Here is a 14,863-nt window from a genome sequence, read left to right on the forward strand (position 1 = left end):
ACCAACATAATGCGCACCATATAGCTCAACAAGCAGCAAACTCCCCACCATAAACATAAAAGCCACCTCATGAGAGGTGGCTTTTATACTGAATGGCTAACTAAAGGAGTTTATCGAGTGATCTTCCCTGCTTTTACATCTTCTAGCCAACGTCCTTCAACGAGATATGGGGGAAGCCAACCAGTTTCAATAGATAGACGGTTGCCTTTGTCGTACCACATACAAGCCATACCAAGTAGAGGGAAAGAGATGAAAGTTTCTATAGAAATCAAGTCCTCTGGCTGATCGAGCCTCATTTGGTATTGCTCTTGGAACTGAAGGTTCTTAATGAGTACATCTTCGAAATCATAACCGATGTCGGTTGTCAGGGCGGCAAAAGTTTCCAAAATACCCATGGCAATTTCTAACGCCCAATCATCACCCTGAGCAACTGCCGTGTCCATCGCGGCCACCAATTTATCAGGGTAGTCTGCTGTACGGTTATGGAAAGACTGAATCACATCCACCAGCATATAAGACAGCTCACCCGCTTTGGTAGAACTCTGTCTCATCAAAGAAATCGGAAAGTTTGCCAACACATCCATACTAGCTTTGTCACGGACGATTACAGAGGTAAAATAGGTATCCAGCCACATTGAAGGACAAATGAAGCCCATCTCTAAGATACCTTCACCATCCCATGTTACTTCTGGGTAACCGAGTATCTTAATAGTTAATGACTCATTCGGAAACATAGTAAGCCGATGATAACAAGCGCCCATTAGAGAAGTTTCATAAAGACGCAAGGTACATATTTGTTCATCTTCATGTGAGGTTTGGAACCAGGTATACCAGCGAACCTGGTCGATGGCAAAATCACCAAGACTGATTAGATTTTCCCTCCTGACTTTAAGACCTTCTTTTCTGTTATCTAGGACCCTGTTTATAAATTTTTTTTTACTCGCAATGGCTTGTGCGTCAAGTTCAGGATTTGCTTTGCGCTCTACGATCTTGATCGATTCATTACTTTGCATTTTTACTTTAATCCTTTGGAATTAATTTTAAACTCTGCCACTTCTAGTTTTAAGTCCGAGGCCTTTCCACTTTCAGGGATGCTTGCTTGAGTATGTATATATCGAATAGGTCTGCCGGATAAAGCGGCGTATTGAATTTCGTCGGCAGCTACTTTTTCCGTCGTTCCTTCTATATTTTTCGACATTAACTTAACTATTTCCGCCGCATATTTACTTGTACCTTGCTGATATGCCTCGTTTCCAATCTTACGGCTACCCAGCGGGCTGCTCCCCCCTTTGGCCTCAACAATGATAATTTCACCTGGTGGTGGCTCTTCCACCTCGTAAACCATGTCAAAGTCGCCCGGCTTCGAAATTGAAGTTCCAATATTTTTGGGATGAAGCAACTTAGCATTGGGACATTTATTTCGAACAAAGTCATCCGCGGCCAACTCACCAATTTTTGCAGACTGTTGGTTAATATTGCCGATTTGAGCGTTATATCCCTCTTCGCCAGTTCGAGCGTCCATAGCCTTTTGACGCTCTTTCAAACATTCATCAATTTTTGCTTTGTTTCTTTCTGTTAGCTCATAACCACTCGTATTGAGTTCTGAGTTTTCTTTATACTCAGCTTTATTCAGCACAAGATCTTCAGTAAAGATCGTGCAACCTTCTTCCCCGCCAACTTTCTCTGAGTCAAAAACATGCGCATTGACAAACTCCTCAATCCCAACAACATACTGCACTTCGTGTCGGCTGCCATCTGAATGATTGATATGACGATAAAAAGTAATCTCGTTTCTTTCGCAATCAATATGGTCTAAATCGTATTCATATCGAATATGATTTTTACCTTTGGGTTTTCGGATTTTGACTTGCGAGCGAACGCCATCTTCTCCGACGGATGATTCTTTTGCTGCCTCTAAAATCTGATCGCAAACCTCTTGGGGGACATCGCTTTGCGCCTGATACTCTGCCAACATTTGACCCAAGCGTTTTAGCCCTTCTTCACAAAGGAAACCTGTTGGATCAATCCACTGGATAGGGTTGACTGCATATTGGTAATGATTAATACCACCAGCAATAGATATCGGATCTTGTTGGATAAAGCGTCCTAGCTTAGGATCGTAATACCGAGCGAGGTTGTAGTGTAAGTCGGTTTCTTGATCGAAGTACTGCCCTTGAAAACGCAGTGGATTTGCTACATTTTCAATATGTACATGAGCAAAGCCGTGAGCATCGTAACTGGCACTCCATACAACATTCCCTTCGCAATCGATCAGCCGCTCTGGTTTACCAACTTGATCACACTGGTACCAATAAATAACGTCGTTTTCTAGCAGTGCCACTGGCGTGTAGGTTTCTGGTTGATATAGGTACCATCGGAAAGCACCTGAAGAGCGTTCACCAATTAAACGTTCCCCTTCCCACAAGAACTCCGTAACGCCTTGTTGTGTAATTTTCTTCGTCCTGCGCCCTAATGCATCATATTCATATTGACTGATGCCATCGTCGGTGTGAACTTCAATGAGCTGATTTAACGCATCAAATACGCGAGTCTGAACATGTCCTTGCCCCTCACGTTTTGTCTGGTTTCCTTGCGCGTCATATTTGAACCGGACATCATCGTGTACTTCAATACGATCAGCGAATACCTCTGAAGATGGCAAAGTAGGATTGCCAAAACTATCGTATTCAAATTTAGTCACTTCTCCGGAAGCATTGACTCGTTTCAGTTGCCCTAAGGCATCGTACTGATAGTGTGTTGCTCCTGCCGTATTATCAATGATTGATGAAATACGGTTTTGCGCATTGTAAACGTACTTTTTCTCTCTATCAGGCCAATGTTGTTCGACCAAACGACCAACACCATCATAAATGATGCGCTCATTAAAATGTGCCGTTTCAATTTGGGAAACTCGTCCCATTTCATCGTAATGAAATTTGATTTGAGGTAAATCTAGGTTTCCAAACCGAATCGCTGAAAAACGCCCATATCGATCATAAGAGAAGTTCAGCTCCGTATTATCTGGCAGTACCTGAGATACGCGTTGGCCAACTCTGTTAAACTCCTGCGCTATCTCAAACTGACCTTGAATGCGCTTTGTTAAATGCCCGAATGAAGAGTATTGGTATTGCAGTGTTTGATGGCGATTGGATGCGAAAGTAAGTCGCCCACTAAGCGTATAATTGAAGTGGTGCTCTACAATACTGCTAGCATTTCCTGCTTTGACGTGCTTGAGATAACCCGCAGCGTCATAGCGGTACAGCACGGTCCTATCGGCGACTTGCTTACGATGGATCCGCCCCATATCGTCATAATCAAATTGGCTTTGTAGATTATCAAACCCAATAGTTCCTGATAGCTGGCCTTCATCGTCATACAGGAATTCGAACTCTAAGCCGTCACTCCGAACTAATTTAGTCAGGTTACGTTGTTGATCGTATTCGTAAGAAATATGGCTGCCATCGGGAAAGATGACTGCTTCTTGTTGCGCGAGTGCTCCCCATTGATACGAGGTAATGCCTGCTGGCGTCCGAATCTGAGCAACACGACTGTGCTCATCGTAAGAATATTCTTCGCTATAACCGACTTTGTCTTCGTCGTTAAAATAACGAACTGATGTACGCCTGCCGAATTGATCATAAGCGAGTTGAGCAATACACCCATCGGGATAAGCGACGCCATTCACTAGATCTTCTTCGTTGTAGCTGTAACGAAGTAATGTACCGTCTATTTCATTCGCGATAAGTCTTTGTTGTTCATCCCACCACCACTGACTTTTCTTACCATCTTCAGACTCTTTTTTGACGACTTGACCGTGTTTATCGTAATCATACTCCGTGACACAGCCGAACTGATCGGTATCCCAAACTCTTTGACCGAGACTATTGTAGTAAGCCTTCTCGATATCCCCGTCAGGTGAAACCGTTTTAACTAACTTACCTAAGCCGTCATAGCCATATTGAATTTCTTTGCCAGAGGAATGAAACTTAGAAACTAATTGACCATGCTGATTATATTGATAATTGACCGTTGACTGATCAGGATAGATAGCTTGTGCTTTTCGTCCCAATTCATCATATTGCCATCGCCAAGTTCTACCTGTGGGGCTTATTTTCTCGAGTAAGTTACCCTGCTCGTCATGCAAGAAAGACCATTGATGATCTAACGAGTCAGAATAAGAAGAATGATTTCCCTGATAATGGAAGCGATAGTCATAAATTCCTGCGTCCCCAACGTTTCTGATGCACTTCGCTTTTGCACCTTCGCCATCCCATTCAAAATAATGAGTAAAGCCAGTTGGTCGTACACGCTTAATAATTAAATGGCCGAGGTATTGATACTGTTCCTTTAGGCCCAAATGATTAGTTGCACTGACCAAATCATCGTGCTCATCATAGGTATAAGTTGCCAGAACTTTTTGGGACTTTGCATTAAGCAGTTCTACAAGGCGTCCTTGCTTATCATATTGACATTCAAGAACCGGACGCTTGTTATATGCGATCTCGATCAATCGATGGTTTCGAGAATACTGCAATTGAAACGTTGAAAACGTGCCATTTCTAACTTGTTTAGCTAGCCAACGATCATCTTTTTGCTCAAACCGATATTGATGCCCACTAGCGAGCGTTACAATCCGAGTTGTTGAGCTCAGGAAATAACAGCTCGCACCAGCGTATATCTGGTAACTTGTTGCTCCAATATCTACTGGCTCAAATTCTGTGATATCTGCCTTATCGTCAACAAACTCCCAAGCGATAACGTTGTCTTTCTCGTCCGTCTTCTCGCGTAATTCAAACTGAAATGCATGTCGCCAACCAAAGCCCATTCCATGATTTACATCCGACTGCGAAGAGCGGTAAGTACGCTGCCAAGTAGTACCTTGTTGTAGCTCGATATCATAGAGTTCGAGAATTTCTTCACCCGTCACAAGTGATACAGGATCACCGGCTTTCTCATGTTTTTCGCTGCTTTGTTGCTGAGGCTTGGCGGATGCGGCACTTCTGCCACTCTTTTTATTCGACTTCCCCTTTCCCTTCGATGGTTTTGCATTGACGGTATTTTGAGTCGGTGGAGGCGTAACCGCTGACGAGAGTGCGTAGTTTTCGCCGGTAGGTACAATTCGAGCGACATGCAAATCACCGTTCACCAAAGCATTGGCAAACGTTGAATTATAGTGTTGGGAAGTAAGCTCACCGTCAGGTATGTTTGGCTTGAATTGACCAATCGCATAGAACAAGTCCTCGACAGAGCGAAGGTCAAGCTCACCAAAGCTCTCAAGAAACTCTATTGCCTCTTGTTTGGTCACGAATGTTTTAGGTTCGCCGCTAGTAAGTAACTGACCAGAGAAGTGATAACTTTCGCCAAAGCGATTCGTGATAGGAATGACGAATTGAGGGATCATAGCCGTAACGTGTTTGTCCTTTTCTTACCTTGCCGCATCATTTAATGCTCGTTTCGCTCTTTTTATTTGTGAGAGCAAGATGCCTTAATCAAACATCCTCCGATAGAGATTCCTCTGTATGCGTAGACTGAATGTATTGATGGCAATTTTCACGTATGCAACTCTTTGAATTTCTGAGCGCAGCGTACTTTAACGGGACGATGAATCCTGAGTAAATGAACAATAGCGTGAGTGAGACTAATGTCTCATCGTGACGCGATTTTTTTACATGTTTCTTACTTAACTATGATTTTCTGCCCAGTTACGTAAATTCACTCAATAAGTTGCATCAAGTATCACCACTGCGACTAAGTGCTTCATATTTGAGACAAAACAGCAACAAAAAAACCGCCTATTACGGCGGTTTTGCTTAAAGAATACTGATTAAAGGTTTGGACCTGTCGATGGTCTGTGTGGTTGGTTATTGAGCAGTTGCTGCATCCCTTGAAACATTCGCATAAACCACACCAAGATGGCTAATGCAGCAAACACCATCCCTACCCAAGGAATAAAGTAAGCGATGGTTTCAAGCAAAGTACTATGCAACCAATAATCACTCACGCCAACGAGTACACCGTTAGAAGTCGCGACGGTGACGATCAACACAACAAAAAACGTCAGGTAGAGAAAGAAGGTGCGAATTAAACCGTAGTAATGAGAAATCACTACGTCGCTGTCTTCTCCCTTATCTAATCGGTAACCCGCATAGATAATTGCGATAACGCCTGAGATCAGAAACGTAAACGGGGTCAGACAGCTCAGGATGTACGCAACCCAAATCCCGTTATGAGGTTTGTTCATTCGCTTTCGCTCCTTTTACTTCCGTTTGTGCCGTATCTGTTTCACCCATCGCTTCTTTGGACTTCACTTCCTCATACCAAAGATCGTGATGCTCTTTCGCCCATGTTTCATCAACTTCACCTGTCACCATGCCTTCTAGCGCACCTTCCATACCGAATAGACCAATATAGATGTGGAAGATAAAACCACAGATTAGAATCAGCGCCGAAATCGCATGAACTAAGTTAGAAAGCTCCATGTCACGGCGAGTTTGGCCAAAGATAGGAAAGTCCAGAACTAAGCCACTCACTGCCGCGATAGCACCAAAAAAGATTAACAACCAATAGATTGCCTTCTCACCACCGTTTGAGAAACCAGCTGACGGATGTGTGCCTTTGTGTTTACCAACCATGCCGCCCATTTTCATAAACCAACGAACATCTGTCATGTTTGGAATCGACTTGCGCCACCATTTAAAGAGCACGAGCATCAGTAAAATGAAGAACAATGGTCCCATGTAATTGTGGTAATGCTTCGCCAACATGACGATAAAGCCCCAGAACTCAGTAGGAACGTACGGTTTTAAGAAGTGCTTACCGTAAACCAGCATCAAACCACTGAATGCCAGCGTTAAGAATGTAAACGCCATACTCCAGTGAAGCGCGCGGTCTAAACGAGACCAACGCTTCATTTTTTTACCAGTACGCGGCTTGCTAAGCATCAAAGGACCAACGAATACGTAAGCCATGATTACCATTGCAATACTGCCGAAAATCGCGACAGCACCCGCTGGAGACATCCATTTCTCTTTTAGAATGTACCAAGTCTCACCAGGTTTACTGATCAATACGCCATGTTCTGGCGATTGAGACGTGGTGTAGCCTTCTTGCCCCTCTCTGACTTCGCGCCAATAGTCTGCCCCGGCGAGTTGCGTGATCTCCTGTTGAATAACTTTAGAAGATTGTTCCTCTGCTGAAGCAGGCATTGCGAAAGTCAGCAGCAATGCTGTCGTCATTGACAGCATTGCTAAAGATGCACGTTTAAGCGTGTTTAACATGTGCCTCTCCTTACTTAGCTTTTCGTCGCATCGTAAGAAAGATCGTTTCCGTCTGTCCAACCTGCGTTTTTCGCGCCGCGTTCTACCACACGTTGACGGAAAATGTCAGAGACTTTCTCTGCGTCACCCGCAAGCAGCGCTTTAGTTGAACAAAGCGATGCACACATCGGTAACTTGCCTTCTGCGATACGGTTCGCACCGTATTTTTGACGTTCTTCCTCAGAGCCAGGCTCTGTTTCTGGGCCGCCCGCGCAGAAAGTACATTTATCCATTTTGCCACGTTCACCAAACGCTTCTTGTTTAGGAAATTGAGGTGCGCCAAACGGACAAGCAAACAAACAGTAACCACAACCGATACACAGATCTTTATTGTGAAGAACGATGCCGTCTTCGGTATGTTCGAAACAATCAGCTGGACAAACTGCCATACAAGGCGCATCGGTACAGTGCATACAAGCAACAGAGATAGAGTTTTCACCAGCTTCACCGTCGTTTAGTGTTACCACGCGGCGACGTTGAATGCCCCATTCAAGCGCATCGTCGTTTTCGTTCTTACATGCAGTAACACAGCCGTTACACTCGATACAGCGTTTGGTGTCACATAGAAATTTCATTCGTGCCATTGTCAGACTCCTTACGCTTTACGAATGTTACATAGGGTTACTTTGGTTTCCTGCATCAAGGTAACCGGGTCGTAACCGTAAGTGGTTGCCGTGTTAGCCGATTCGCCAACAACGTAAGGTTGTGTACCTTCTGGGTATTTAGGGCGTAGGTCTTCACCTTCGAACTTACCGCCAAAGTGGAACGGAATGAACGCCAAACCAGGTTTCACACGACGTGTTACCATCGCTTTCACCTTGATTCGTCCTTTCTCTGCACCTTCAACCCAAACATCATCACCATCTCTAAAGCCAAGATCGTTTGCGTCTTTCGGGTTCACTTCAACAAACATTTCTTGTTGAAGCTCGGCAAGCCAAGGGTTTGAACGCGTCTCTTCACCACCACCTTCGTATTCAACCAGACGGCCAGAAGTCAGAACGATTGGGTACTCGCCCGATTTGTCTTGCTCTTGAATGGATTTATACAACGTAGGAACACGGAAGATTGCATCTTTGTCTTCCCAAGTTGGGTAATCCGTTACAAGGTCACGACGTGGTGTGTAAAGTGGTTCACGATGCAGTGGCACACGGTCTGGGAACGTCCAAACAATCGCACGCGCTTTCGCGTTACCAAATGGAATACAACCGTGCTTGATCGCGACACGCTGAATACCGCCAGAAAGGTCAGTCTTCCAGTTTTTACCCTCTGCTGCCACTTTCTCTTCAGCAGTTAGATCGTCCCACCAACCAAGTTGTTTCAACAACTTGTCAGTGAACTCTGGGTAACCGTCTTTGATTTCACAGCCCTTCGAATAGCTGTCTTCAGCAAGTAGGCTCTTGCCTTCAAATTCCACACCAAAGCGCGTACGGAAGTTACCGCCACCTTCTGCAACCGTCTTAGACGTATCGTACAGAATGTGCGTGCCTGGGTGTTTCATTTCTGGTGTACCCCAACATGGCCAAGGTAGACCGTAGGTTTCACCGTTGACAGGGCCACCTTCCGCTTCCAATGTGGTTTTGTGGAACGTATGCCAGTTTTGTTGGTGCGCTTTCAAACGCTCTGGGCTTTGGCCTGTGTAACCAATCGTCCACATGCCTTTGTTGAATTCACGCGTTAGGTCTTCAATCACCGGCTGGTTGTTTTCAACACGGATGTTTTTGAACAGAAGATCGGAATAGCCCAGTTTCTTCGAAAGCAGGTACATGATTTCGTGGTCTGGTTTTGATTCAAACAAAGGTTCAATCACCTGCTCACGCCATTGTAGAGAACGGTTAGATGCGGTAACGCTGCCGTGTGTTTCAAACTGTGTTGTTGCAGGAAGCAGGTAAACGCCGTCGGTACGGTCGTTCATTACCGCAGCAACCGTTGGGTAAGGGTCCACAATCACCATCATGTCCAACTTCTGCATCGCTTTTTTCATCTCAACACCACGTGTTTGAGAGTTCACTGCGTGTCCCCAGTAGAACATTGCACGGATGTTTTCGCGCTGACGAATGTTGTCTTTGTTCTCCAGTACACCATCAACCCAACGAGATACAGGAATACCTGCACTGTGCATTGGTTTCTGACCGCTGTAAGCGTTGTCATCGAAACGACCTTTGATCCATTCGTAATCGATTTCCCACACTTTTGACCAATGACGCCAAGCGCCTTCAGAAAGGCCGTAGTAGCCAGGCAGCGTGTCAGAAAGTACGCCAAGGTCGGTTGCGCCTTGTACGTTATCGTGACCACGGAAGATGTTTGCACCGCCGCCTGATTTACCAATGTTACCAAGCGCTAGCTCAAGCACACAGTAAGCGCGTGTGTTGTTGTTACCAGTAGTATGCTGAGTACCACCCATACACCAAACAATACAGCCCGGGCGATTTTCAGAAAGCAGTTTTGCTGTTTGGTAAACGTCTTCTTCGCTTACGCCTGTTACGCGCTCAACTTCTGCTGGCGTCCATTTCGCTACTTCAGCACGGATTTCATCCATACCGAATACACGTTGACGGATGAACTCTTTATCTTCCCATTGGTTTTCGAAGATGTGCCACAACACACCCCAAATAAATGCTACGTCAGAACCAGGACGAAGTGATACATAGTGATCCGACTTTGCTGCCGTACGTGTACGACGAGGATCCGCTACGACGATCTTACAGTTGTTCTTCTCTTTCGCGATCAGAATGTGCTGCATCGCTACTGGGTGTGCTTCAGCTGGGTTTGAACCAATGAATAGCATCGACTTACAGTTGTGCATGTCATTGAAAGAGTTGGTCATCGCACCGTAACCCCAAGTGTTCGCTACACCCGCCACGGTTGTTGAGTGACAAATACGCGCTTGGTGGTCAACGTTGTTCGTACCCCAAAGTGATGCCATTTTGCGGAACAAGTACGCTTGTTCGTTGCTGTGCTTTGCGCTTCCCAAGAAGTAAACCGAATCAGGGCCGGACTCTTTACGGATGTCCATCACCTTGTTACCGATTTCTTCGATCGCTTGATCCCAAGAAAGCTTTTTCCACTTACCGTTTTCAAGCTTCATTGGGTATTTAAGACGGCGCTCACCGTGGCCATGTTCACGCAGTGCTGCACCTTTTGCACAGTGACCACCGGCGTTAAATGGGTGGTCGAATGCAGGCTCTTGACCCGTCCAAACACCATTTTGAACTTCTGCGTAAATACCACAACCCACTGAACAGTGAGAACAGATAGTACGTTTTATTTCTGTTTTCGCTTCTGGATCGACAGATTTTGCTTGCGCTTTTTTCATCATTCCCGGTGCAAATAGACTAGCACCAACCACTGCGCCACCAGCGGCAAGCGAAGTGTTTTTCATGAATGCACGACGAGATACGCCAAGCTGGTTCGTTTCTTTGCTCACACTGTCGGAGCGTTTGACAAGTTTCATCCGTTATCTCCTAAAGTGTGTCGTAGTAATCGCGAATGTGTTGAGTTTCACGATACCCTTTCTTCTTCACGTCGTTTTCAGAAGGCTCAACCGTTTCTGAAGCAACGGCCACTTTCGTGGTTCCCGCAACAACAGCACCGGCAACGGCAGCGGTTGTGAAGCCTTTTAGGAGATCCCTACGGCTTGTGTTTATTTCTTTATTATCTTTCATCATTGCTTCCTTACCTTACGGTAGATCTTTGGAGACTCATGCCTCTCTATCGATATGACCAAGTACTGCTCGATTACTCGTAATCAGTGACGTTTTTCACATCAATTTTTAATTTGTTCTTACTGCTTTTGGTGTTCACGCTAAAGCGGACTTGCTCTAACGTTAAAAATGCATCGCAAAGCTGTGCAGCTGGCTTGTAGAAGTTCACGCTTTCGGCGCTCTCTAGTTGGCGCGTAAAAGATTGGAACCAAGGAGCAATGTGTTTGTTAAACACCGCTTGTTGAAGTTCTTCCTCTTCACCTGTCAGCATTGCCATCACTTCGCACAGTGCAGAAATATGGTCTTCAGGCTCTTTCACGTTCTCTTCTCGTTCGATGCCTAAAAGATCCAAATCGCGACGAATTTCCGCTAACGGTTTTTCCATCATCGAGCCAGTGCGATGCCAAGATCCGAATGGCACAACTTCACCACGTCCAATGCCAATAAACAGATCTTGATATTCTTCTTCTAACGCTTCTCGCTGCGCTTCGTTCGCGGCTTGTTGCAGTGCGAGCCAAGCTTTTTGCATCGCGCTCTCAGACGGTTCAATTTCTAGCGATTTCAGGAACGCCAGCATTTCATCACTAGGCGCACTACGAAAAAGTGCGGATAAAACGAGATAAATGTCTGTTCTCAGTGTTTGTTCTTGTTGTGTGTCCACTGCGAGCTCCTAGTATTTCAGTTGTTTCATTGGGTCTTCTGCCATCGACTCAAACATGTCGATCACACGGCAGTCTTCACACATCGCGATACGATTGATCGCCGCTTCATCAGAGAAATGAGAGTGACCGCGTAACTTGTTTTGTAGCATGTCGATCATCGATTGCGGAGCAAAGGGCTTGTGACAACGAATGCACTCGGCTGCCTTTTCTTCATGAATCACAACCGCTTTCTGGCGTTCTTCTTTCACCCAGTTCATACGAGGAGTAAGCGTCAGCACTTTCTCTGGACACGCTTTCTCGCACAGCCCACATTGAATGCAGTCTTGCTCGACGAATTTAAGCGACGGAGATCGACCGTCCGTATGCAATGCACGTGTTGGACACACCGCCACACAGCTCATACACAACGTACAACCTTTACTTTCACAAGAGACTGTGCCGTAAGGTGCGTTCGCTGGAAGTTCAACAATGTTCTCAACTGGAATACGTGATGCGGACAACGCATCCAACGCCGTAAATAGACGCTGACGTTTGTTGCCTTGCAAGTCTCCTAATGCCAAATCAAAAGACTCGGTACAAAGTGTCGGAGCACCTTCACGTAGTGACTCTAGATACAGAATGTCGATGGTTTCTTTGGCGATACCAAGCTGACCGAGCAGCTCTTGAGCAATACCTACTTCGCTATTAAGCACACGAATAATGGTTTGAGGCATAAAACGTGAAGCCGCAAACAGCACCTGAGTAGCACCATTCACAAGCGCGGCGAACCAAGTATCAATACCAACCGAAGGCAGTTCTTCCACCACAATTGGAATCACATTATCTGGCAGTGCTTTTAGTGCCATCACGTTGTAGCTCTCGTGGCGAGAACTGCAAATCAATACGATAGGATCTAAACCACCCGCTTGCTCATAGTTGGCGAGCGTACGTTCAATAAACTTTTGCGTATCTTCAGGGTTTGGCAGTGCGTAATGAATCGCTTCTGTCGGACACGCTGTAGCACAAGTACCCACGCCTTGACATAGGTATGGGTTGATCTCGATGCGATGGCCCGTTTTGTCGCTGCCTTCACTCGATAGTGCCCCTGCCGGACAAGCATCCACACACCGTTCGCAACCTTTTACGCCACGAGAGCTGTGTGCACATAAATCGGTATCTAAACGGAAGAATTTCGGTTTATCGAACGTCCCCATTAAGGTTGGAATCTCTTCCAACGCTTCAGCCAGTTTCGGATAGCCACGACCTACTGGGTAGTAGCCCGGTACTGGGACTTCTTCCGACATGCAGCTGTTAAGGCAAAGATCGAGTACGATATCGAAACAATCGCTATTGATCGCGACCTTGGCAAGATTGTTGGTCGAACCATGATTTTCAATCAGAACTTCAAACGTACCTAAGAACCCTGAAACCTGAACCGAATTGGCGTAATAAAGCTCGGGATTTGTGCCCTTTTCGCCATCGGTAGAAAGCAGCGTTAGGCTGTTCATTTGCGACAATTGCGCTGCCGCACTTTCGATGATTGCTGTTGGGCCCACAATCAAAGTATTACCACCGCTTTCATAGCTTACGGTTGGTGGAATAAGATTGGTCAACTCTACGGTATTTTCGAAAGCGTACAGCCTCGCTTTACCGTTATTGGAAGTTGCTTGTTCTAATAATTGTTTCAGCATTGCTCAATTCCATTTATGAACATGGATAGTCTTTTCCATCTCTTAGTGTAGTTAGCGCCGGAGATTCTGCTGATTAACTTATCAATGAGCATTCTTATTCCGCCATCTATAGGCGATGAATACTACGCAGTGCGTCCGTACTAACTTCAACCAGATTGGTATTGAGCAACAGACAGCAAGTGTCATGCCAATAAAATATCAACTAAAAATCAATAGGTTATCAATTTTACTGACAAATAGTAGGGATAAAAAAACCGGTTGAGACATTTTGTCTCAGCCGGCTCATTGAGTGTTTAGTCAAAATGTACCTATTCTTTATGTGGTATATTTTGTCTCACCTCGTTAGGCTGTGATTCTTCAGCAAAAGTATCACTTTCGCCAGGAACTGTATTTATATACAGTTCATTTTCATATTGAGTAATTTGGCCACTTTTGTCGGTGTTTGACTCTGCGTCTTCAACTACCCCAGATGCGATATCGTTAACGTTAAGCTCAGACCCTTGCGCAGTTTCAGCGTCTGGTTCGTCTTCCACTTTGTCTTTAACCCAATCACGCAGCGTCTCAGCGACGTCTTGAGAAAGTGACTTTAAGTTACTGTAATCATCATCGTAATCGTCTAGGCCGTCACGCACGTTAAATTCTTCGGACAAGAACATTTTGCGCAGCGCAGCTTTCTTGACGCTTTCTGAGGCTTCAGAAACCAGCAGTTGCGCCACAGACATTTCTTCGGTTTTTTCAGTCTCTACACTCGCGGTAATGTCTGGAGCCTGACTATCCTCATTGACGTTCAAAGCATCTGAGCTTTCGTCAGCGTTTGAAAGCGCTGTGACACTATCTTCGGATTGCGCCGTCTCTGCTATCGGCGTGATCTCTTCATCATGTTGGGAAGATTCTTCTAACTTACGTTTCGACCAACGGCTTAAAAAACTAGTTGCCATTTGCTCTGCCCGCTCCTTTGCGTTTCTTACGTCTTACTTCTAACAACTCACCGTGGCGACCGATAAAGGCTTCCATCCAAGCCTGAACGGCTAACGGCATATCGTTAGATAGTACAAGGTTATCACCATCCATATATTGCGCCGCAACAGATTGTGAAGCCGTCAGTAACTGTATCGCTGGTTTTTCACCAGACTCGACGTTATCCATCACTAAAAAGAGTTTAGGTTGCAGAGAGCTTAAGTTAAAGCGGTAGTCTGTACGTTCATCTTTATGTAATTGCAACGGACAAACATCTGGAGTCTCTTCCGTCGGATTCAGCGCAAATCCTGTCAACTGCCATTGGGTTGTCACCCAAATCCCTGTACTGATCTCATGCTCAACAAGCTCTACGCCGATTGGCCATGTATCCTCAGTCTTTTCGTAATTTTTTTCGAAATCTTTCTTATCCGACATAACTCACCCAGTCTTTCTATTTTTGGTCTGAAAACACACAGGACATTTTGCCCCCGTTTTCGACCATTTTTATTGTCTTCGAAGCAATAAACGCGCCAAGCTGATATAACTTAGTCTATATA

At 45.3% G+C, this 14,863-nt stretch carries 11 protein-coding genes; all 11 read right to left on the reverse strand.

Features of this window, described 5'->3' with window-relative positions; translation table 11 throughout:
* Positions 1 to 110: 110 nt before the first annotated feature.
* The gene (locus R7Q39_RS15340; RefSeq protein ID WP_213968826.1) at positions 111 to 1,013 is read right to left on the reverse strand and encodes an immunity 49 family protein; all 903 of its coding nucleotides are present in this window, start codon (positions 1,011 to 1,013) and stop codon (positions 111 to 113) included.
* 2 nt (positions 1,014 to 1,015) lie between these two features.
* Entirely contained in the window at positions 1,016 to 5,401 is a 4,386-nt protein-coding gene (locus R7Q39_RS15345) for an RHS repeat-associated core domain-containing protein (RefSeq protein WP_318056201.1), read from the reverse strand.
* Between the two features lie 423 nt (positions 5,402 to 5,824).
* Positions 5,825 to 6,241, reverse strand: a complete 417-nt coding sequence (locus tag R7Q39_RS15350; protein ID WP_005377532.1) for a membrane protein — start codon at positions 6,239 to 6,241, stop codon at positions 5,825 to 5,827.
* Positions 6,225 to 7,277 (reverse strand): formate dehydrogenase subunit gamma, encoded by a 1,053-nt coding sequence (locus R7Q39_RS15355; protein WP_318076422.1) that lies wholly within the window; start codon positions 7,275 to 7,277, stop codon positions 6,225 to 6,227. The genes R7Q39_RS15350 and R7Q39_RS15355 overlap by 17 nt, the downstream gene beginning before the upstream one ends.
* A 14-nt stretch (positions 7,278 to 7,291) precedes the next feature.
* Positions 7,292 to 7,900 (reverse strand): formate dehydrogenase FDH3 subunit beta, encoded by a 609-nt coding sequence (gene fdh3B / locus R7Q39_RS15360; protein WP_005377536.1) that lies wholly within the window; start codon positions 7,898 to 7,900, stop codon positions 7,292 to 7,294.
* Positions 7,901 to 7,911: 11 nt separating this feature from the next.
* Positions 7,912 to 10,767 (reverse strand): formate dehydrogenase subunit alpha, encoded by a 2,856-nt coding sequence (locus R7Q39_RS15365; protein ID WP_172563266.1) that lies wholly within the window; start codon positions 10,765 to 10,767, stop codon positions 7,912 to 7,914.
* 10 nt (positions 10,768 to 10,777) lie between these two features.
* Positions 10,778 to 10,978 (reverse strand): twin-arginine translocation signal domain-containing protein, encoded by a 201-nt coding sequence (locus tag R7Q39_RS15370; protein WP_005377542.1) that lies wholly within the window; start codon positions 10,976 to 10,978, stop codon positions 10,778 to 10,780.
* Between the two features lie 73 nt (positions 10,979 to 11,051).
* Complete coding sequence (locus R7Q39_RS15375) at positions 11,052 to 11,678, reverse strand: molecular chaperone (protein WP_017820684.1); 627 nt, start codon at positions 11,676 to 11,678, stop codon at positions 11,052 to 11,054.
* A gap of 9 nt (positions 11,679 to 11,687) precedes the next feature.
* Positions 11,688 to 13,349, reverse strand: a complete 1,662-nt coding sequence (locus R7Q39_RS15380) for a 4Fe-4S dicluster domain-containing protein (protein ID WP_017634908.1) — start codon at positions 13,347 to 13,349, stop codon at positions 11,688 to 11,690.
* 308 nt (positions 13,350 to 13,657) lie between these two features.
* Complete coding sequence (locus R7Q39_RS15385; RefSeq protein WP_053307092.1) at positions 13,658 to 14,287, reverse strand: DUF3306 domain-containing protein; 630 nt, start codon at positions 14,285 to 14,287, stop codon at positions 13,658 to 13,660.
* Positions 14,277 to 14,741: a DUF3305 domain-containing protein gene (locus tag R7Q39_RS15390; RefSeq protein WP_017634910.1), complete on the reverse strand. Its 465-nt coding sequence runs from the start codon at positions 14,739 to 14,741 to the stop codon at positions 14,277 to 14,279. Before R7Q39_RS15390 ends, R7Q39_RS15385 begins: the two co-directional genes overlap by 11 nt.
* Positions 14,742 to 14,863: the final 122 nt, after the last annotated feature.

The sequence above is a fragment of the Vibrio sp. 947 genome (genome assembly GCF_033339115.1).
GTDB classification, from domain to species: domain Bacteria; phylum Pseudomonadota; class Gammaproteobacteria; order Enterobacterales; family Vibrionaceae; genus Vibrio; species Vibrio alginolyticus.

What these genes read in the sequence shown, in the direction of transcription:
- R7Q39_RS15350 (WP_005377532.1), bottom strand. Translation starts at nt 6,241, where the DNA reads ATGAACAAACCTCATAACGGGATTTGGGTTGCGTACATCCTGAGCTGT.
- R7Q39_RS15380 (WP_017634908.1), bottom strand. Translation starts at nt 13,349, where the DNA reads ATGCTGAAACAATTATTAGAACAAGCAACTTCCAATAACGGTAAAGCG.
- R7Q39_RS15390 (WP_017634910.1), bottom strand. Translation starts at nt 14,741, where the DNA reads ATGTCGGATAAGAAAGATTTCGAAAAAAATTACGAAAAGACTGAGGAT.
- R7Q39_RS15385 (WP_053307092.1), bottom strand. Translation starts at nt 14,287, where the DNA reads ATGGCAACTAGTTTTTTAAGCCGTTGGTCGAAACGTAAGTTAGAAGAA.
- R7Q39_RS15345 (WP_318056201.1), bottom strand. Translation starts at nt 5,401, where the DNA reads ATGATCCCTCAATTCGTCATTCCTATCACGAATCGCTTTGGCGAAAGT.
- R7Q39_RS15355 (WP_318076422.1), bottom strand. Translation starts at nt 7,277, where the DNA reads ATGTTAAACACGCTTAAACGTGCATCTTTAGCAATGCTGTCAATGACG.
- R7Q39_RS15340 (WP_213968826.1), bottom strand. Translation starts at nt 1,013, where the DNA reads ATGCAAAGTAATGAATCGATCAAGATCGTAGAGCGCAAAGCAAATCCT.
- R7Q39_RS15365 (WP_172563266.1), bottom strand. Translation starts at nt 10,767, where the DNA reads ATGAAACTTGTCAAACGCTCCGACAGTGTGAGCAAAGAAACGAACCAG.
- R7Q39_RS15370 (WP_005377542.1), bottom strand. Translation starts at nt 10,978, where the DNA reads ATGAAAGATAATAAAGAAATAAACACAAGCCGTAGGGATCTCCTAAAA.
- fdh3B (WP_005377536.1), bottom strand. Translation starts at nt 7,900, where the DNA reads ATGGCACGAATGAAATTTCTATGTGACACCAAACGCTGTATCGAGTGT.